This is a genomic window from Pandoraea sp., assembly GCF_041919235.1.
GTDB lineage: Bacteria > Pseudomonadota > Gammaproteobacteria > Burkholderiales > Burkholderiaceae > Pandoraea.
In genome coordinates, this window is record NZ_JAYRUC010000026.1 from 1 (window position 1) to 20,425 (window position 20,425).

General features: G+C 56.8%; 16 protein-coding genes and 1 pseudogene. 16 read left to right on the forward strand and 1 reads right to left on the reverse strand.

Annotation, left to right across the window (positions count from 1 at the left end; all coding sequences use genetic code 11):
• From ACE3UG_RS18835 to ACE3UG_RS18895, 13 genes and pseudogenes are all read left to right on the forward strand, one after another.
• A pseudogene (locus tag ACE3UG_RS18835) lies at nucleotides 1-726 on the forward strand (IS3 family transposase); the annotation flags it as partial.
• Between the two features lie 95 nt (nucleotides 727-821).
• On the forward strand, nucleotides 822-1,679 hold the full coding sequence (locus ACE3UG_RS18840; RefSeq protein ID WP_374626718.1) for a DUF5131 family protein: 858 nt from the start codon (nucleotides 822-824) through the stop codon (nucleotides 1,677-1,679).
• Between the two features lie 29 nt (nucleotides 1,680-1,708).
• A complete protein-coding gene (locus ACE3UG_RS18845) occupies nucleotides 1,709-2,980 on the forward strand; it encodes a three-Cys-motif partner protein TcmP (RefSeq protein WP_374626720.1) in 1,272 nt (423 codons plus the stop codon).
• A 387-nt stretch (nucleotides 2,981-3,367) separates the two neighbouring features.
• A complete protein-coding gene (locus ACE3UG_RS18850) occupies nucleotides 3,368-3,919 on the forward strand; it encodes a DUF4433 domain-containing protein (RefSeq protein ID WP_374626722.1) in 552 nt (183 codons plus the stop codon).
• A 16-nt stretch (nucleotides 3,920-3,935) separates the two neighbouring features.
• On the forward strand, nucleotides 3,936-5,063 hold the full coding sequence (locus ACE3UG_RS18855; protein ID WP_374626724.1) for a macro domain-containing protein: 1,128 nt from the start codon (nucleotides 3,936-3,938) through the stop codon (nucleotides 5,061-5,063).
• 466 nt (nucleotides 5,064-5,529) lie between these two features.
• Nucleotides 5,530-5,778: a hypothetical protein gene (locus tag ACE3UG_RS18860; protein ID WP_150586914.1), complete on the forward strand. Its 249-nt coding sequence runs from the start codon at nucleotides 5,530-5,532 to the stop codon at nucleotides 5,776-5,778.
• An 813-nt stretch (nucleotides 5,779-6,591) separates the two neighbouring features.
• Entirely contained in the window at nucleotides 6,592-6,900 is a 309-nt protein-coding gene (locus ACE3UG_RS18865; RefSeq protein WP_374626727.1) for a cellulose synthase, read from the forward strand.
• A gap of 604 nt (nucleotides 6,901-7,504) precedes the next feature.
• Nucleotides 7,505-7,750 carry a hypothetical protein gene (locus ACE3UG_RS18870; protein WP_374626729.1) on the forward strand — a complete coding sequence of 82 codons (246 nt, stop codon included), beginning with the start codon at nucleotides 7,505-7,507 and terminating at the stop codon, nucleotides 7,748-7,750.
• A gap of 422 nt (nucleotides 7,751-8,172) precedes the next feature.
• The gene (locus ACE3UG_RS18875) at nucleotides 8,173-9,600 is read left to right on the forward strand and encodes a hypothetical protein (protein ID WP_374626731.1); all 1,428 of its coding nucleotides are present in this window, start codon (nucleotides 8,173-8,175) and stop codon (nucleotides 9,598-9,600) included.
• A gap of 7 nt (nucleotides 9,601-9,607) precedes the next feature.
• Nucleotides 9,608-9,907, forward strand: a complete 300-nt coding sequence (locus ACE3UG_RS18880; RefSeq protein WP_374626733.1) for a DUF2523 family protein — start codon at nucleotides 9,608-9,610, stop codon at nucleotides 9,905-9,907.
• Between the two features lie 5 nt (nucleotides 9,908-9,912).
• Nucleotides 9,913-10,971 carry a zonular occludens toxin family protein gene (locus tag ACE3UG_RS18885; protein WP_374626735.1) on the forward strand — a complete coding sequence of 353 codons (1,059 nt, stop codon included), beginning with the start codon at nucleotides 9,913-9,915 and terminating at the stop codon, nucleotides 10,969-10,971.
• Nucleotides 10,968-12,635, forward strand: coding sequence for a type II secretion system protein GspD (locus ACE3UG_RS18890; RefSeq protein ID WP_374626737.1), 1,668 nt, complete (start codon nucleotides 10,968-10,970; stop codon nucleotides 12,633-12,635). The genes ACE3UG_RS18885 and ACE3UG_RS18890 overlap by 4 nt, the downstream gene beginning before the upstream one ends.
• 154 nt (nucleotides 12,636-12,789) lie before the next feature.
• The gene (locus ACE3UG_RS18895) at nucleotides 12,790-13,569 is read left to right on the forward strand and encodes a hypothetical protein (RefSeq protein WP_374626739.1); all 780 of its coding nucleotides are present in this window, start codon (nucleotides 12,790-12,792) and stop codon (nucleotides 13,567-13,569) included.
• 378 nt (nucleotides 13,570-13,947) lie between these two features.
• Here the strand turns inward: ACE3UG_RS18895 and ACE3UG_RS18900 are convergent, their stop codons facing one another.
• Nucleotides 13,948-14,949, reverse strand: coding sequence for a tyrosine-type recombinase/integrase (locus ACE3UG_RS18900; RefSeq protein WP_374626741.1), 1,002 nt, complete (start codon nucleotides 14,947-14,949; stop codon nucleotides 13,948-13,950).
• Between the two features lie 826 nt (nucleotides 14,950-15,775).
• Between ACE3UG_RS18900 and ACE3UG_RS18905 the strand changes: the two genes are divergently transcribed.
• From ACE3UG_RS18905 to ACE3UG_RS18915, 3 genes are all read left to right on the forward strand, one after another.
• Entirely contained in the window at nucleotides 15,776-16,414 is a 639-nt protein-coding gene (locus ACE3UG_RS18905; protein WP_374626743.1) for a type III secretion system chaperone, read from the forward strand.
• 125 nt (nucleotides 16,415-16,539) lie between these two features.
• Nucleotides 16,540-17,919 carry a hypothetical protein gene (locus ACE3UG_RS18910; protein ID WP_374626745.1) on the forward strand — a complete coding sequence of 460 codons (1,380 nt, stop codon included), beginning with the start codon at nucleotides 16,540-16,542 and terminating at the stop codon, nucleotides 17,917-17,919.
• A 247-nt stretch (nucleotides 17,920-18,166) separates the two neighbouring features.
• Nucleotides 18,167-20,404, forward strand: a complete 2,238-nt coding sequence (locus ACE3UG_RS18915) for a pentapeptide repeat-containing protein (RefSeq protein ID WP_374626747.1) — start codon at nucleotides 18,167-18,169, stop codon at nucleotides 20,402-20,404.
• Nucleotides 20,405-20,425 lie beyond the last annotated feature (21 nt).

Here is a 20,425-nt window from a genome sequence, read left to right on the forward strand (position 1 = left end):
GGCAAGAACGCGCCCGTGATCGAAGCTATGCAAGCGTTGTCAGGGCAGTTTCCGCGCTTCGGTTCGCGCCGCATCCGGGTATTGCTCGGGCGCGAAGGCATCTTCATCGGCCGTGATCGATGTGCCTCGCTCTGGGCGCAGGCGGGGCTGCAAATACCGAAGAAGCGACGCAGGCGCCGCGTGGCCGGCAGTCGTCCACGGCCCCATGCGCCGACAACCCGCAACTCGGTGTGGCGCTATGACTTCGTGCTCGATGCTTGCGCGAACGGCCAGCGAGTCAAATGTCTGACCGTGGTCGACGAATACACGCGGGAATGCCTGGCGATCGATGTGGCGGGATCGATTCGCTCACGCCGAGTCATTGAAGTGCCAAGTCGGTTGATAAGCACGCACGGAGCGCCCCGTTAACTTCGGTCAGACAATGGACCGGAATTTGTTAGCACGGCGCTGTTGAAATGGGCGGTCCAGGAGCAGATCGAGACAGTGTTGATTGATCCGGGAAAGCCTTGGCAAAACGGCACCAACGAGAGCTTCAACGGAAAATTTCGTGATGAATGTTTGGCGATGGAGTGGCTTCGAAACCGGATCGAGGCGAGGGTTGTAATCGAAGATTGGCGGACTCACTACAACGAGGTACGTCCACATTCGAGTTCGCAGTACTTGACACCGACAGAATTTCGCCGGGCTAGCGAAGTTGTTACAACCACCGGGGCCATAAATCTCTAGACACCAGTGGTACGAAAAAAGCAGTCACGTCAGACCTTTTACCGGAGAATGCTGGCGAGTACAATGCTGCTTGAACAAGCAACAGGCCGCCACCAATGGGAAAAGACTCTCGCATCGAATGGACTCACCATACATTCAATCCGTGGTGGGGTTGCATCAAGATTTCGGCAGCCTGCGACCACTGCTATGCGGAGACGTGGGCTAAGCGACTTGGCGAAGACCTTTGGGGCCCGCACACTCCTAGGCGCTTTTTCAGTGATGCTCACTGGAAGGAGCCACTGAGGTGGGACAGGGATGCTGCACGAGACAAGGTCCGCAGACGCGTATTCTGCGCTTCAATGGCTGACGTTTTCGAAAACAGGCCAGACCTTGAAACGGAGCGGCAGAGATTACTGGATTTGATCGATCAGACACCGAATCTGGACTGGCTTCTACTAACCAAACGTATTCACCTAGTTCGAAAGCAACTGCCCAAAGGATATAAGTTCCCCAGAAATGTGTGGCTCGGAACCACAGTGGAGGATCAAGCGACGGCAAGAAAGCGAATCAAGCACTTGCTCGAGTTCTCATCACCATCCGTCAGGTTCCTGTCATGCGAACCACTGCTGTCCGCAATAGATCTCTCCGAATATCTCGTCAAGAACGAGAAGGGCAATCGTGTTGACTGGGTAATCGCCGGTGGCGAATCAGGTCCGCACTCAAGGCCCATGGACCCCGCTTGGCCGACCTCGTTGCAGAGGCAATGTGCAAGAGCTAAAGTGCCCTTCCACTTCAAACAATGGGGACACTGGGCACCAGTCGAACTCGTCATCGACTCCGTAAGAAAAAGCACTCCGATCCACGTTATCCGACAAGACGGCTCTGAGGTTTCCGTCGCCGCCATTGGAAAAAGTAAGACCGGTAGAACGCTGGCAGGAAAGCATTGGGACCAGTTCCCACATACGATGCTCTAGGTAACTCCTATTTCTCCCGAGATCGTCACTTGGCAAAACGTCACTACGATTGGAGCAATGGCCCTGCCGCGCTCGAACCGCATAGCCTGACCAAACATCAGGTCTTAGTCGACTATTTGATTCGTTATTTTCAGCAACGCCTGCTGAATGCACGCGGCCGCGACAGAATCCGAATCACACTGGTCGACGGTTTTTGCGGCGGCGGACTGTATCACCTCGAAGACACTGGCGAACTTGTGGTCGGCTCGCCTCTTCGCATTTTGGGCGCTGTTGAAGATGCATCGGCTGCGATCAATCGAGAACGCTCGAAGCACATTCTTTTTGACGTTCAGTTCGTCTTCATTGATAGAGACAGAAAAGCTCTCAATCATCTACGGGCTGTTTTGCGAGAACGTGGCTACGAAAACGCGATAGGAAAAACGATACACCTCGTGCATGCGGAGTTTGGTAGCGCCGTTGGCGAAGTACTTGCTCGCATCTCCAAGCATACGCCACGTTCCGGTACTGCTATTTTTTTTCTGGACCAGTACGGGTACACCGAAGTGCCTGCTCCCCTGATCGAGCAGATTTTCGCAAGTGCTCGCGATGCAGAGATCGTTCTGACATTTCATGTTTCGTCGTTTGCAACCTATACAAACGATGAGCTTGCCAAAAAGATATCGTCAACACTGCGCGTCGACATATTCAAGCATCTAGGCGGTCGCTCGATAGAAGATATCAAGCGCGATGAGACCGATTGGAGGCGGTTCATTCAAGCTGCTCTGTATGAGGCACTTGTTGGCGGCTGCGGTGCCGCATTTTTCACGCCATTCTTTATTCGAGGTACAGGTTCTGGGCACGGCGAGTACTGGTTGGTGCACTTGTCACAGCACCATCGAGCCCAAGATGTAATGAAGCAAGTTCACTGGCAGCACGGCAACCATTTTGTGCATTACGGCGGCGCCGGCTTGCATATGCTGGCCCCGCAAACTATGGGGTTCTTACAAGAGTTTGACGGGGGTTTTAGATTCGATGATGTCGCCCGAGCAAAGTCAGACAAAGCATTGGTTACTCAGCTCGCTCGGCATATCTTTGATGCTCCTGGGCCGAAGTCCTTTTCACGGCTATTTGCCGAGACGTGCAACGGATCCCCCGCCACGGCCTCAATGTACAAGGACGCTCTCGCATCACTTATCGCGGAGGGCGATGTTGCGGTTCGATCGCAAGACGGGAAGCCCCGTTATCGAGCGAGATACGTCTCCGACACTGACCTCGTGGACAGGTCAAACCAACTCAGGCTCTTCTTGCCGAGAAGCCCATGAACCCGTAGCTCAGACTTGAGTGTGGTTCAAGTCTAGAGACTGGTGACGTCTCCATGTTTGTACCGCACACCAGATGCTGATCCCTCTACGTGGTGAGCAGCACGAGCCCTTCGGGGAAAGCGTCCCAGCCGATGTACGGCAATGGAGGTTGCATTTCCCGCAAAAATACTGTACATATATACAGTAAGCGTCAATTTAAGACACGATCTCAGGGCCCGAGTAGACTGCTCGGCGGGGCAGACTTAAATATCGGACCTCGCTAGCGTGCAGCCCCCAGGGATAGCCACACGGCACTAAGAGAACCATTTGACTTGGCAGCGCGTTTATAAAATATTGAAAAGAGACTGTTGATTTATGGACCCACGGGTAACGGAACTTCATTGCATTATGCCAATTGAAAACCTACCGTCAGTCGCAAAACATGGCCTAGTTTCGTATGAGAGAGCGGCCAAGCTGCCGCATCGGTCGGTTGCACTACAGCCAGTGCAGGACCGCCGCGACATAATCAGCGTGCCGCAGGGACTGCGTTTGCACCAGTACGCAAATATGTATTTCCATGCGAGAAATCCAATGCTCTTTAAGAGACTTGGTGAGGCGGACAGTCTCTGCATACTTCGAATTTCAACGGACGTCTTCGACATCCCGAGGACCGTGATTACCGACCAAAATGCCGCCAGCAAGTACGTACGATTTTACGCTCCGAATCAGTGGAGAAATCTCGATTTCGACAGAATTTACGCGGAAAACTGGCAAGATCCAAACGAGATTCAATATTGGCAAAAAAAATCTGCAAAATGCGCCGAAATATTGGTTGAAAAATTCGTCCCGCCGAATTTAATCTTCAGCGCATTTGTTCGCAGCAAGAAATCTCGGGATTTATTTGAATCCATGGAAACTGATATTCACTCAGAAATCAATGGATACATGTTTTTTGAATAACAAGGAGGTCACAATCATGTTTAAAGTGATGATTGGTGACATGTTCACAAGCAATGCCAATGCAATCGTCAATACAGTTAACTGCGTTGGTGTGATGGGAAAAGGTGTTGCGCAAGAATTTCGCCGACGCTACCCGGCAATGTTCGATGATTACAAGGCTCGATGCGATCGCGGCCTGGTCAACCTTGGCGAACCCTATTTGTACCAAGACCTTTCAGGCCTATCAATAATCAACTTCCCCACCAAGGATCATTGGCGCTCCCCATCCAGGCTCTCCGACATAGAAGCCGGATTGGATTACCTTGCAGAACATCTTCCGATGTGGGGCGTTTCAAGCATTGCAATGCCACCGCTTGGCTGCGGCAATGGAGGCCTCGAGTGGTCTGAAGTGGGTCCTTTGATTTATAAGAAGCTGCGAGACATTCCCGTTGACATAGAGCTATTCGCTCCATATGGAACGCCAAAATCAGAAGTTAGCATTGAATTTTTGCAGCAGCCCGCTCAATTGAGTTTGGATGGCAAAGGAAGAAAATCCGATGCGCTCCGCGCGGAATGGGCAATTCTTCTAGAAATCCTTAAAGAACTCCAGACACAACCATACGCCCCCCCTATTGGGCGAACAATTTTCCAAAAACTCTGCTACGTCGCGACAGAGATGGGCATTCAAACGGGATTTGAATTCAACAAAGGTAATTTTGGCCCCTTCTCTGACGACGTTAATAAAGCAATTCATGTTTTCGCAAACAAAAACTGGCTACAAGAAGAGCGTCTCGGCCGAATGATCGCGATGAAGGCAACCGATCAATACGTAAAAGACTCCAAAGAATACAGCGCCACCATAGAAAAAAATAAACAAAAAATAAAGAAAGCCGTTGATCTTTTTAGCAGAATAAAATCCACAGAACAGGCCGAAGAAGTATTCACTGTTTTATTTTCAAGCCGACGAATCAAGAGAGAAATACCGAACTCAGAAATTAGTGAACAACAATTATTTGACTACATTCTCGACTGGAAGAAAAGTTGGTCCACCAAAGAAAAAAAAGAGTCGGTTGGAGAAGCAATTCGACAACTGGTGATTTTAGGATGGATGCGAGTCGCCCCCAGCGCGAATATGATTACCTCATCCGATTATCATCGACAGTAATTGACATTGGCCCTCCACCGAGGGCCTTTTCTTTATCTTGTGCAGCACACGTCGCCAGCTTTGACGAACCTAGAGTATTCAGTCCTACTGATTTCGAACGGACACAAGGGAAATCCCCCTATGCTCCCCTAAGATCAATCCGAATTCGCTGGCATCCAGCATAATTCTCTGTCGGTGTTATTGCCGTATGCGAGTGGCCTATGTAAGCTTGTCCTCGTCACGCCCCAAACGTGGCCGGGCTTAGCGGCCCGATTGTTCTGTAGGGCACACAGCCGCATTGCATCGCGGCTTCGTGTGCGCTCTCATGCATGCCTACATTTTCAATGGGCAGGCCTGGGTTGGGACACCTTCGGGTGTGCCGCCCAATCCTACTGAACAAGCGGTCCGCTAACCCAGTCCAGTGCCTGCCCACCCCCCTCTCGTCTTGCGAGGGGCAGGATTGAAACGGTTAGCATGAGGACACAGCATGACCTCTCTCGTATCTACTCCCATCGCTGTTCGCGATTCTCTCGACAAACTGCACTGTCTTTCCGAACGCCTCGTCGCACTTTGCATGGTGGCGGCCAATCAAGAAAGTGCGGAAGCCATTCCCTCCGAATTCGCAAACGCATACTTCGAGCAACTGGGAGACCTCGCGGACGAAGTTCTCGACGTGACCCAACGGTTGGACGATGATCTGAGTTTTGCAGGAAACCCCACACTCCTGCTGTCCTGACGTTGTCGCGGGCTCTCAGCAATTTGGTGCCTCTCATTGCGAGAGGCACTTTTGCTTTCTTCGTCTGTGACGAAACCCGTGGCGAGTTGCCTACCACCGTGACGACGAGCGCCCGAATGGTGACCGTGAAGGCTTACGAAATTTCTTACCGGCGCTTTGCCGGGAGCCGATGAACGATCTTGCTGTTTTCCTTAGCGGCTCAACCGCATAGAACGCCGTGATATCGCATTGCTGCCACCACATTGCGTTCGCCGTGCACCTTCCAACGTAAAGCGACGACATCAAGTAAAACAACTGCCGGTCGCCCCCAGTACCTGATTGGCGCTCTTCACCTCAACGAGGTAACGGGGACACTTCCATGAAACGTTCTCGCGGCTTAACGCCGCTGCAGCCATCGGCTTAGCACCTTCGCTGCGACTACCCAGCCTTCCGGATTTTGTTTAAGTCCCGAGCCACTCGCTCCAGGGCAGGCGAGATATGCCCGCTGGCCTCGTCAGTACGCCCTGTCACCAACCAGAAAGCAAACCTCGGCCAGACTTCGCCAATAGCTTCAATCATCTCGGACGTCGGGCGCTGCAAACCACGGGAGACGTTCTGCCACCGCTTCGACGGAATGCCCGTGAAGTCCTCCATCTCTCGCCAACATCGGTCGGCGTCGGCGACGTGTTCAATGAGTTCGCAGATACGCTCGCGCATCTCGGAATTTCCCCAAATACGTTCCAGACATGGAAACCTATACTTTAGGCATGTCTAATTTCTAGGCATCGGCGGCTCGGATTCCCCTGCTGCCGCTCACATGCAACCGGTGACCTTATGACCAGCAAACAAAAGCTCATCATCATCGACGTCACGCGACTCGAAGGCATCTCAAGCAAGACGGGTCGTCCCTACGACATGCGCACCGCACAGTGCGTGCTCTACCAATCGACGAGCGAAGGCGATCAAGCCGTCGTCGGCCGAGTCATGCTGCCGGACGGTCTCAAAGAAACAACCAAAGGCGAATACCTCGCGGAATTCGCCTTTTCACAGTCGATGGATGGTCACCTAGTCCCGCGCATTGTAGCCCTGCATCCCTGCACGAACGGCGCGCGCCCCGCAACTTCCGGCAAATCCACAACCTGATTTTCCAGCCTTGCGTCGCGTCTTCATGTAGACGCCGATAACTCATCTTCTATATCCGGCCCCCCGCCAGATTCTTAACACCGTCACAGCTCAATAGTGTGATGGAGATTGGGGGTTGCGATGTTCCGTCAGTTCTCACTCAGCCTACGCGACGGCCTCGGCCCAGCACGCGCCAAACAAAAGCCTTCACTCGTCGCCCGAATCGTGGGCTACGACGGCCATCCACGTCATAAGTGCATTAGCGTGGCGAAGGACCAGCAACGCACATCCGGGGGCTGCGTGTGACAGACCACACGATCCGCCTGCTGGCCTGCCAACCCATTCGCCCACCGATGTCGGTTACCGCCATTGACCGAGAATTCTGCCCGCCAGAGAGCGGCCAGCAATTCGCGTTGGTCTCAGTCGCCCCCGCAATCGCGCTAACACATACGCCCGCCACCTCGCTCGACACCGTGCAGATGGCGGGATTTTGGACATTGGCACTCACAACCGTCGTCGGTCTTTGGTTTGTGAGTGTCCATGTAGGCGCACTCCTCGGTTTCGTCCGCCGAGGTTGAGCCAGCGCGCCGGGCGCATCCCGGCATCTCAATCGGAGTAAGCAACCATGAAAGATGCGCTTCAACAAGTTCGTTCGATTGCCACGCGTGCGAGTCTCGCTATCACGTTGGGTACGGCGTCCTGCCTGGCTAAAGCGGCAGACAGCGGTGGCGGCCCCGACCTGTCGTCCTTGACCAACGGCATCAGTATGGGCTCAACGACCACCGCAATTCTGGCGGTCGCGTTATCGCTGGCGACCGTGTACGCCACGCTTCGCGGTGCCAAGATCGTGCTCGGGGTCATCAAGGGCTAATCGTTGAGTCAGGCCGAGTGCTCTATCGCGCGTGTCGAGCGCTCGGCCGTAAGCAAGGTGCACTACGTCTTTCACAAACGCTCGCAGGAGAACTTCATGCCGACTCAAGCACTATGGGATCTGACCTTCTTCATCTGGGGAATCGTATGTGGGTGGGCGGTCGTCCAAGGTCTGCGGGGATAACGATGAAACGAACGATGGTGGCCGTAGCCCTACTGACGCTCCTCGCACAACAGCCGGCGACACCGCAAGCCCTCCCCGTCGCGAACTTCGTCATGAATCGCGCTATCGCAGGCGTCATCACACGAATTGCCGCCTCCCGAGGCTTCGCTGCCAACGACGCTCGCATTATCGCAACGCTCGAAGCGATCTCGTCAACGAGCACAACGCTAAACGTCGTCTCAACTGGCGCAGGCATTGGCTTGTCGCTCGTTGGTGCGCCTGTCTGGCTGACGATTCTCGCGGGCCTCGGCATCGTTGGCGTGGGTAGCCATTTGATCGCAACGTTGGGCGACGCGGAGATCGCCATCGGGCAAACGTACGACGGCTCCGTCGCGCTGGTGAGCAAGCTCCCGCGCAAGGAATCCGACACCTTACCGCCCTACCCGGATTTCAGGACATCTCCCTCCGACGAACAGCTTTTCGAAAATCTCAGACGCCTCGGGGCGCGCGTGTATCGAACAGATGAATGTTCCCCGACGTACACCCGCGTCGCATGTCACGAATTTCCGCCGTTGCCGCAAACATCTACCGGCATCGCCCTGTCATATCCAGAGTATGGGATTCGCATCCCCTTCACGTCGATGTCCGAGCTGGAGCAACTGCGCACGCGATGGTTGTTCCAGCCCGGCGATCCGGATCCGCAACTGAAGATTATCGAGCTGTTCAATGACTATGGCGAGTTCGCGGGCTTTGCCGAACGAATGTGGACGAACAAGCATCGGCGCTGCTACCCCGACACCCCGCCGCCTTGTCCCGCGCCGCATGAATGGGTAACGTTCGAACTGAACCCCGCTGTGTTTGACATCAGCCGCGACGCCTTCTATGGACTGAACCGGATTACGACGGAAACGGTATACGCCGATCTGGATGCGGCACGGGCCGGCATGAGTCGGGACCTCATGAAAATGCCGATCAGCCCCAAGACGCTCGCCGACATCGTCGATGAGTCGTGGCAGCGGGCAGCGGAAGCGCCTGACTATATCGGACTCCCCTATCGAGACGCCGAGCCGGTCACCGAAGAGGACGTGGAGATATGGGTCAAAGAGAATCCCAAGAAGATGCCATACATCGGCGACGTATTCGAGCCCGCCAGTCCGCCGGACGAAAAGAAGGTACCGATCTCTCCTCGAATCCGCCCACGCGAAGACCCGAATCCGCAAATCGACCCCGAAGCAGATCCGCGCGTCAAACCTAAACCCATTCCGCAAGTCGATCCAAGCGTCGCGCGCGATCCCGATGAAGAGGCAGAGACCGGCTCCAACCGCAATAAGAACACCGATGGTGTTCGCGACGTCAATGTCGTCAACCGACCAATGGTCGATATCGGCAACCGGGTCAAGGTCGATATCGATCTAGGCGCTGTCCCCGAAATGGATAAGCCCGGACTCGAAGAGACGCCCACCGCGAAGATGATCATCGATCCGATTTTGAGCCTGACGTCCGATTTCAACGCTTGGACGATGCCTTCGCACGGCGGTGCTTGTCCGCGCACGACGCTCCAGGTGTTCGATTATGCCGTTCCGATCGACACGCACTGCGAGATTGCCGAGCGCGTTGGGCCGCAACTTCGCCAAGTGATGATCGCCGCATTCGCCGTCATGGCGCTCTTGATTGTCCTTTCCGCCTGAGGTCCTTATGCCACTGTTTGCCATCATTGCGAGCGTTCTCAATGCCGCACTGGGCTTTGTGTTCCGCGCGTCGGTAGTCAAGTGGGCGACGTTCTTCGCGCTCTGGTACGTCGTTACCGAATTCGTCGTCGCCATCAAATCAAGCAGTTTCTTCCCGCAGGTCTCCAAGCTCAACGAGGCGTTTTCGGGCATCCCTTCCGGAGTCTGGTATTGGCTCGACCTGTTTGCCGTCTCGGAAGGTACGCCCATGATCGTCAGTGCCGTAGCCGCGCGCTTTCTGATCCGACGTTTGCCGGTCATTGGGTAACCACTATGGCTATCAACGCGTATACCGGCTTGATGGGATCAGGCAAGAGTTATGAGGTCGTCAGTAGCGTCATCGTGCCTGCGGTTTTGGCCGGTCGACGTGTGGTGACCAATGTCGATGGCATCAACGCGAACGCGATTCACGCTTACTGCACAGACGTGAAGAAAGCAGACCCGACAACGCTTGGCGCGCTGATTCCTATTTCAAACGCAGACGTTCTCAAAGCCGACTTCTTTCCCGACGAAACGAGGCCGGATCTCGACTCGCTCGTCAAAGCAGGCGATCTGGTGGCGATTGATGAGGCGTGGGAGTTCTGGTCCGTCTCGCACAAGATCAGCCCCGAGCACATGCGCTTCTTCCGCATGCATCGACATTACGTACATGCGGAAACGGGCGTTTCGTGCGACGTCGCGTTGATGATCCAGTCGATCACGGATCTCCACCGGCAGTTACGCTCGGTGATCGAAGTCACGTTCGTCACAAAGAAGCTCAAGGAATTGGGGCTGGGCAATCGCTATCGCGTCGAGATGTTCGGCGGCGGAAGGATTACCAAGGCGGCACGACTGGGGACCACGACCACAACATACGACAAAGCCATTTTCCCGCTGTATCAGTCGTATGCCGGCGGCAAAGGGAAAGAGCGCGCCATCGACTCCCGGCAAAACATGCTGCGTAATCCCAAACTGTGGATGATCGCCGTAATTTTCGTGGGCTGCTGGATCGGCGTCGGGGTGTTCCTCTGGCGATTCTTTCATCCGAAAACAGAGGCATCACCGTCCAATACGGTCGAATCGAACGCTAGCCTGTCGGCCTTGGCGAACACAGCATTGGAGTCTGCACCCCGCCTACCGCAGCTCAGCGAAAGATGGCGTGTCGCAGGGCAGTATTCAGTCGCCGGGAGGCGTTACGTCGTGTTGAGCGATAACGCTGGACGCTTACGCGTCGAGCCCTCATCTGCATTTCGCAATCGTGGCCTCGCGATCATCGGTGAGGTCGACGGTCAACAGGTCACTGCATGGTCGGGACAAAAGCCCGCATCCCGGCTCTTCGGAGAAACGCGATGAGGCCCCTGTTCGCCGGCGCGATGTTGATCGCTGCAGCCCAATCGTTTGCGGACGAGCCGCGCATCGTGCTCGCTCCCATCGATTACCGAGGGCCAGCCCTTCACGATGACGGCCCGGAGACTCGGGACAATATCGAGCGCCGCCCCTCGCCCGAACGGACCCGTGAAGGTATCCCGTCGCCTCGACTGGGCCTACGCACCTCATCCGGGAAATTCGACTTCCAGTTCGTCAATGTGGCGCAGCTCGTCTCGTTGCTCTATGGGGAAGCCATTAAGACGCCTTACGTCATTTCCCCCGAAGTGCTCGATGACCAGCGGATGGTCTCGATGCGGTTCGATACGAGGCGCGGCGACCTACGTGCATTCCTGATCACGTTTCTTGAATCGCTCGGGTTCGGCATCGAAAGACGCCAGGGTGTCGACTTCGTATTCAAGCGATCAAGCACTGGCATAGACGCGGAACCGCAATCCACCTACGTTTATCGTCCCCAATATCGAGATGCAGCCTATCTCGCCAGTCTCGTCAGGCCGGTGTTTCGAGGACAGTTCACCGTGAACCGCGAGGTCCCCGCCGCACCTGATGGACGAGCAGGCGGCAATGCTCCCGACGGGTCTGCGGCGATGCTCATCGACCAGAAAGGCGACACGCTCGTTTTCCGTGGGACGCAAGCTGAAGTTCTGACGCTCCAGGAGTTACTACCGCGCGTCGATACGCCGGTCGGTGAAGTCGCTGTGCGAGCAACGGCTTACGAGGTCACCCAAAGCAGCGAGCACGGTTCAGCGTTTCAACTCGCCCTGGATCTGCTCTCCAAAGGCTTAGGGCTATCCATACAGGTGACAGGAGAGAAGCTGAGCAACGCTGTACGCATCACAGCAGGAGATCTCGACACGGTGTTCTCGGCACTATCGAAAGACACTCGGTTTCAGGTTATCAACAGCCCGAACCTGCGGATTCGATCCGGCTCGCGGGGAAAGCTCACCGTCGGGCAGAAAGTCCCCGTGCTGAAATCCGTCTCCTACCCACGTGGCGGCGGCGAACCGGTTCAGTCGGTCGAATACCACTCGTCAGGCGTCATCTTCGAGCTACGACCGACCGTAAAGGATTGCGTTATCGATCTGCACGTCTCGCAGCAAATCAGCGACTTTGTGAAGACTACGACAGGTGTCAATCAGTCGCCTACGCTGAACACTCGGGAGGTGAGCACCGAAATCAGTTCGCGGGACGGCGACATCATCCTCATTGGCGGACTGACAACCAACAAAGCGTCCGACAACAACATGGGACTGTCTTTCCTGCCCCGATTCCTCGATAGCCACGCCGATGCGGCCTTGAACACGGAGATCCTTCTCGTCCTCCAGGTGGAGCGCGTCAGGACGTCTAGCGTCGGGAGTGTCGGCGCCGATGCCGAAGCCAGGGATGCCCACGGACGTACCTGCAACGTCCGGGCCGTTGACGCGCGACTCAGCGCGGCCCGCGCGACCGAGCAGCGGGTAGCACCACAGACGCAGCCCGAAGCGCCGCCGCCTGCCTTACAACCCTTCACTGGAAACCGTCTTTCCGCCCCCGACGACAAAGTGGCGCGGATCGAAGAAGGAACGACGCTTCGCGCGACCGCCGCCGCCCGCAGGGTCGAGGACGGCGGGGGCGCGCGAAGCGCGCCCTAAATTTATATCCGTAACACTTAACGAGAAAGGAACTAGCAAAGCGCATCCAGCCAGGACGAAAACACTTCGACTTCGATCCGGATGAAGAAAGGCCCCGATGCAGAACACCGGGGCCAACGCCTTCTCCGCGATGACACATGACAAAGGAGCTGCCATGCAAGAACCGAGTTTAGTGAACGATTCCGCATTCCGACGAGAGTGGATCATTAGGGGACGAAATTTTGGAGAGGGTCAGGTAGAGGTCACCGTCACCCGATTCGACCGCTACATGGGCGCTCAGAGGCTTCACACCCTACCAAAAGCGAAGCGCGGCGAATCAGAAAACTCGGAAGATAACCAAATGGCAGCGGCCAAACGAGCCAAACAACAAGTCAGATTGCGTTGTAAGGCCATTGGCGCGGATCGCATGATTACGTTGACCTACCGGGAGAACATGCAGGACAAGGAACGCCTGAAGCGCCATTTTGACGCTCTACGCCGCCGCTTGAACAAGATTCAGGATTTCCAGTACGTCGCAGTCCCGGAACGTCAAAAACGGGGCGCGTGGCATCTACACATCGCGGTAAAGGGACGGCAGAACTACCGGGTGCTCCGCGTGATCTGGATATCCATCGTCGGCGCAGACAACGGCAACGTCAATGTGCGCAATCCGTTTCGTCAGAAAGCTCAGCAGCACAAGCTAGCGGCCTACCTGGGCAAATATCTGACCAAGGACTTCGCCGAACACAAGATGAACGAGAAGCGCTATTGGTCGAGTCGAGGAATCGTGATCCCTGAGCGCCATCCCATTGACCACATTCTGAGTGACGACCCAGTGAAGGCCATCGTGACTGCGTTCGAAGCGGCGCAGGAAGTCGGCGCAAGCTTGGCCCACTGTCAGGCATTTTGGAATCAGGATCTCGGAAGCTTCTGGTTAGCCACAAGGGGGGACTAAGGATGGAAGCACTTTTATCACCCGAACAGATTCAAATTTTGCTCGGGCCACATGCGACGCAGGGGAGAGGAGAGCGAGCCGACGCAGCACCATATGACGGCGGAGACGTCAGCGCTCTGATTGATCGGCTCGACAAGCTTGTGGGGGTAATGGCGTTGAAGAAAGCTCCTGAACTGTGGACCGCAAAGGACATTGCGGCATGGATGGGACTATCAGAAAGTACGGTCGCACTGAGAGTCGTATCCCGCCCTGGCTTCCCGAGTCCCGTCGTGCCGACAGGATCATCGGAAGCCAAGCGGCGATGGTTCGGAGATGAGGTAATCGAATGGGCTCGAACGAATCGGGGTAGCCTTCCAAAGGGACGCCGCAGTTGAGCCTTTACCCAAGTCGACCCGCGATGTCTGACGCCGTGGCGTTGTAGTAGATCATCAGACTACGCGGGTCGCGGTGCCCAATCATCCGCGCCAAGTCGAGCACATCAAGTTTTCGAGCAAGCCGGGTTATTGCCTCATGGCGAGAGTCGTGAAAACGCAAGTCGGCTACTGACGGAACAATTCGGCTCGCCTTGGCGCGCGCCTTTCGCCAAAGCGCGTCGATAGAGGGCGCATTCACCCCGAGGCACGGTCCACCGTTTTGCGGCAAGAGTTCAAGGTATTCCACCGCGTTAGATGACAATGGCACATCACGCGCGTCGCCGTTCTTCGTATTCGCCAGACGCACGTATCGCTTATTCAGAAATACACGCCCCCACTCCAGGCCAGCAATCTCTCCCTGTCGCATACCGGTCTCAAGCGCAATAAGGAACGCTAGCGCAACCCTCTGACTGTGCGTTTCAGGAGTCCGTCCCGGAACGTAGCCGAGGGCTGCGATCATAGCTTGGGCTTCTTTCTCGGCAATACGCCGATCACGCGGCTTCGGATTCCGTGGCCGCCGCACATCTCGAATGGGATTCTTTTCGCACCACTTCCATTCTCGGCGAGCCGTTTCAAAAACCGCCGAAAGTAGATTCATGTCGCGATTGACCGTGGATGGGGCCACGGAAGCCAATCGGCCGTCGCGCCACGAGCCAATCTGATCGGGAGTAATTCGCCCCAAAAGATCGCCGATGAAATCGAGTTGCCGGGTCAACGCGTTAAATCTGACCAACTCCCACCGCGCCCCTGCTTTCGTTGGTGATACTTCCGTCGCGTAGCGAAGAAATGCATCGCGTAGAGTCTTGCCGCTAACCACCGCCTCAACACGGCCGGAAATTACCTTGGCCTCAATCGACGTTGCCCAAGCGACCGCTTCCGCCTTCGTATTGAACGTTCCCGACGTGCGAACTCCAGCCTTAGCAACTTCTGCTCGCCAAGTCGTTCCGCGCCTCCTGTACGTCGCCATGCCGCCTCCTCCTGTTGGCGTAAATCTGGCGTAAAGGCTATCACCGAGAACCTTAAGTTTGGAGTCCTCACAGTGGATTTCGGAAGTTGCTGATCGGCCGGAAACCCGCACAAACATTGAGATGCGGGCAAACGCTTATCGTTGACGGAGTTTGACGAATTCGCTTGAGCTTCCCGCCCTGGGCACCAAAAGTTCTACATCCAGTAAAGCATTCCGAGCGATTTGGCATAGACTCACTGCAACGTGGCATCCATATCGTGCCGGGATCTCAAAACTAGCATCGGTTATGTCCACGCTGAACCCTTGGGGCGTCATAATTTCCCGGGGATAGGGGCAGTTGCGAGACACCTCGATCCTAAGGCGCACGAAGCTGCTGCAATCGCTGCAGCAGCGCACGGACAGAGCCTCAATCAAGTGGGTAGCGGACACACTTGAACACGCCGCCTGCGCATGATAGGCAAGCCATGCTGCAAAACGCCGATCACACAGCGCGTTGACACACCCATATCTACCCAGCCTTGCCGGTCGTCCCATCCCCGATCGGCCCCTCGCTCGCCGAACACCTTCGAAAATTCACCACCCCGATCGCGCGACAACCGAATCTCGACTCGGCGCACCAGTCCAAGGCAAGTCCATGATGCGCCTAGGGCGCAGATGCGCGCTTGAATTGACGTCGATAACTCCAGCCCTGAGCTCTGGAAATTCCAAAGGCAGACGCGCGTAACCGCTTCCGACTCTTCTCTTTGTATTGCAGTCCGATGTAACTGCAAACTCTTTCCGCGACAAAGCGGCGAAAGTTCCGCATTCCTACATAACTCAACGGCAAATGCGTCGTAAGCCGCCAATCTCCATGGGGAATGGATCAAACGGATTCTCACGGGGAGCGAATTCAAAAGAGTTCCATCTCAGTGCATCCATCTTCAAGCGGGCAATGCTGCGCCAAAGCACCGCAGCGCGTTGGCCTTACAACCCGATACCCGGAAGGAGCGAAGTGACCGACAAGTTTCACGATGCAATTCTGCGCGAGTTTGGAGAGATGATCGGCATCCCGTCTCTCACATTCGACGATCACGGCGCCTGCTGCTTCGTTGTCGACGAAGAACACGAGCTGGCCATCCTGCGGACCAACGATCGGTTGGTGTTGACGCTACCGCTGGGCATACCCGAACGCGTCCTGGAGATGCCTGCAAGGCATCTGCTCTCAAGCTTCCCGCAAATGACTATCGACACGTTGCGTGGCGAAAAGCCCATGATCGGCTGGCACCCCCAGTCGTCGCGCGCCGTCGCGATCGCCCCCCTGCCTCGGCATCTGACAAGTGCCGAGCAGCTGGCGGCTGCCACGGTCGAGCTCCTCGAATGGAGCACCCACTGGCGCGATTCGATTCAGCGCGACTTCCCGACTTCCCCCGAAGCGAGCCCCGACGCCCAACGCAACGACCTGGCCCACATGCTCGCACTGTGCTGAACCCATAAACAACAACCCAACGCCGCCTGGAGGGCGCCGCGTACGACGGTGGGGAGCAGCAAGTCCGGTACGACGAAAACGCGTCGTGCCTGAACCGATTAATGCAGGTTATCTACAGAAGATCCATGCCTTTAGGAAATAGCGTTTCGCAACAGAATCCCAGTTCCATTCTGCGGGGCATCACCGCCCAATCCTCGAATCAAACAGATCCCGCCACCGGGATACTGAGCTACCGGGGGAACTCGCATGCGCTCAAGCAAACGTCGGCATCCGCCAGGTTTCTCGACTTCAACAGTCGGCGGGCGAACGGCCCCGATATCGATCTGCTGCGGCCCAAATTAGGTCATCCGGAAGTCATGTCGGCGCTGGATGCGCGCGCCTTCGTCGGCGCTACCGCGTATTTCCTGAGCGAAACGCAAGTTCGCGCCATTCCGCGCCCTGAGATCCCCGTGCCGCAGAGCAAGACATACGTCGGGTACAACCGCGTCTCGCAACAACTCTCCCACATTGCGACCACGCTGTACCACGTCATGACCAACAAGGCATTCTTCGACAAGTGGGATGAAGCCGAGCGTGGTGCAATCAATCCCATTGAGATTCAACTGGCCGTGATCGGCGACAAGCTTCACGTCTCCTCCAACTTTCACAGCGACAAGCTCGTCAGAGCCCTGCATATCGCGCTCAATGCCGAGGCGCCCGACCACCCGAAGTCGCTGGAGCGGGCGTCGATTGTCGACAAACATGCCGTTCGTGCAGCAACTTGCTTGCGTCATTTCCGAAAGTTCCATGACCTCGCCAGTGCAAAGCCGAGTCAGTTGGCACGCACCCAAACGCGCCTCACCCAAGAAATCAACCGTGGCATGGGTGTACCAAAGGGTACCGAAGACGTCCCGGCGAACATCGTCATTCGGCAAGGCGCTCGAGCGCTCGAAGCGATTTCGCGAGTCCTCACGGAAGAAGGCGGCAAGGGCTTCCCAAGTTTCGTTGTTCACGCGCCCCCGCGAGTGGTACGAGGCCCAGACAATGCGCTTCCACCAAGCGTCACCGAAACGCGTCACGCCGAGCAGAACATTGAAGACGATCTGGCGCTCAACGCCGAAGCGCAGTACGAACAGGTCATCTCAGCCTTGGGTTTGTCCAAATCGGATGCCGTCATCGTGCCGATAGCGGGCAAGTTTGTCGCCTGTGCGGTGTGTGCCGAGGCCGAAAACGCCATGCAAACCAAGGGAGAAGGCGGCGTGTTCTCTCCGGACAACGAGTCGTACCGTTACGTCCTGCATCGTGCGGGGGATCGGATCGGGCATGCGTATGCGAATGAGGTGCAACAACTGGCCACACACGCGCTGAACCCGGACGAGAAGCGTGGCACCGAGCGCGCCCGGACCATCAGCGAGAACTTCGTATCGGCGCCGGACGAGACCATGGCGTGGCAGGCACCGGTCGCCACAGCGATGATCCCCAACCGGACCGACAGTGAAAGCGAAATGCTGACAGACTCTCAATAAGCGCCACCAGCGGCACCGCCATCCTCTTGGCCCGCGCGTCGGCGACGCCCCTCGTCGACGCGGGATTTCTTGCATTCTCCTAATCCGGTCTTCCGGTATCCGTGTCGCGTGGATACAGACATACGATAACGGCTTCCGCCATCGTGGCCCGGTCGGCGTTTCCGACTACGGCGCGACACCCAAGGCAGGTTGACTCAACACGACGATGCCTGCCGTCCCACTGTCGAGAATTCCCAAGGAATCCAACGTGTACTCAGCTCGTCAATCCGGTCCTGCCGATTCATCGAATGTTCTTTGGGCAAACAGCCCTCGACGTCCGGACCGCCCCCCTCAGGAAAAGCTCTCCAAAGCCCGCACCGACGCGATGTCGGCCATCCAGCATCTCGATGCCGCAGCGGCAGTGCGCATCGCGGGCATCGGCTTTGCCTATGCTTGCGCCGGCCAGGAGATGTACAAGCGATGGGAGGATGTCAGGCTGGTGTTCTTCCGCGACCATCGGCGGCGCGACGTCATGAACGCGCTGCTGCGGCAGGAGCTCAGCGCCGCCCCGCAGATTCGCACCGACATGATTCCCGCCTATCTCGACGAATTGGCCCTGTCGTTCGACAACGCGTCTCCGGAGGACTGGAACGAGTTCGGAATTTCGATGGACAACGTCAGTGAGTTCGCCCAGTTGCCCACGGCGTTGCAACGCGACCTGCTTCGATTCACTGACGCCAGCGTATCCGATCTCCGGGCGCTCAAGCTGCACGAAGTCGATCTGCGCAGTATCGACTTTCGGTCCGGAGACTTCAGCCGTGCGGATTGGTGCGAGGTCGATGCCAGGTACGCAGACTTCACCGGGGCCAATCTGTCCCGCGCCCGCCTGCGTGGCGTATCTTTCGGGAACGCTCGGCTCAGAGACGCACAACTCGAAGGTCTGCAACGCATGAACGTGGACTTCAGCGGCGCAGATCTTAGCAATGCCACCTTGTCCTTGGACACCGATTGGTTGGTCGGCACGCCAGAGGCCGTCAGTCAGGCAATGGAGCGTATCAATCATCTCCTGACAGAGGACAACGGCTGGGAATTCCTGGCGAGCATTGCCTCCATCGAGAATTGCCATGGCGACCTGAAGCGCGCGGTCATGTGTCAATTGATCGAAGCGCTGGAAACGCTTTCGATTTCGGAGGAGACCGTTTGGAATTTCATGGCGTCCTGGGTGTCGGTGCTCTCCGACCCCGTGTTCTGGGAAAGCCCGCTGATCTCTGCGTTCATCAACGCTTATTTGCCCGTCGGCATTCAAGCGAAGTGGAACCACCATCCGGTGCCGAAAGATCTCCGCGTCGATCGCTTGTGTTTTCATATGAGGTACCTCCTGGAAATGTCGGACCATCCGCAATGGGCTGTCCTCCATCAAGGTGCCATTCATCAACTTGTCCTCAGAGCCCGCGAAACGCCACAGCTCGGCGCGTTGGGCAACGAGTTGCTCGAACATTATCTTCGACACCCCAGCATCGCGTCGGCTGCACGCGCCCTTGAAAACGTGCTGCCGGACACGTCTCGCGATACCTGCATCTTCCTGTCGGAAGATACGCACAGCGTCGTCGCGTGCACGCCCGGCCTACTGAAGGCGGTGATCGACAACGAGGACGATATCTCCTGGCATTCGTTTTATGTGCTCAGGCGAGCCGCCCCCGAATCGCCCTATGTCATCGAGTCCGCCGTATCGCCTGAGGCTGCGCTTCGCCCGATTCCGCTGCTGCACGCCGCGTATCTGGCGGCGTCGGGCGTCGAGCAGCGGCGCTTCGGCCACCTGTTGGACGCGTACTGGAGCGGCGACGAAGTGGATGCAAAGCCAGCAACGCCGATTGCCGCGAGCGCGACGACAGGCGAGCACGCCGACGACGCTTCTCGGCTGGCTGATCGCGAGTCGTATCGGCAGCATGCACTGGCGATGACGACGCGAGTCTCGTCCAACCATGCAGAACACAAGCTGACGACGATTCCTTGGCAGATGCGTCTGCAGCGTCTGTTTGCGCACGCCCTGTGCGATCCCGAGTCGCCTCACCCGCGACCGGCCGATGCCCGTGCCACCGTACGATTGCTACCGGAGGTGAAAGCGGCACTTTGGCGCGCGTGTTCGTCCGAAGTCGCTGGAATGGAAGAGACTGCGCAGAATTGGGCTGCGTTCGAGATGATCGAGGCGATCAAGCAGACGCAGTTGGCATCCAGTCTGCTGTTGGGTACGGAGACCGAGTCGCCCGTTGCCTTGCGCTACCTCGCATGTGCGCTGCTCAATGAAGTCTGCGTCGACGATCCGGACATGGTTCCGCAGGAGACGCTCGCGCAATGGCGGGCGCGCCTTGTCGGGGACAGCAAGGAACTGGCGACGTGCACCGCGACGCTGGCCGACGAAATGATGGCATTCGTTCTGGCCGCACCCCCGCATTCACCGCTGCGCGTGCTTTACGACACGCTTCTGCCGCATGCATGGCGCCGGTAAGTCACGACGGTGATGCCGGGT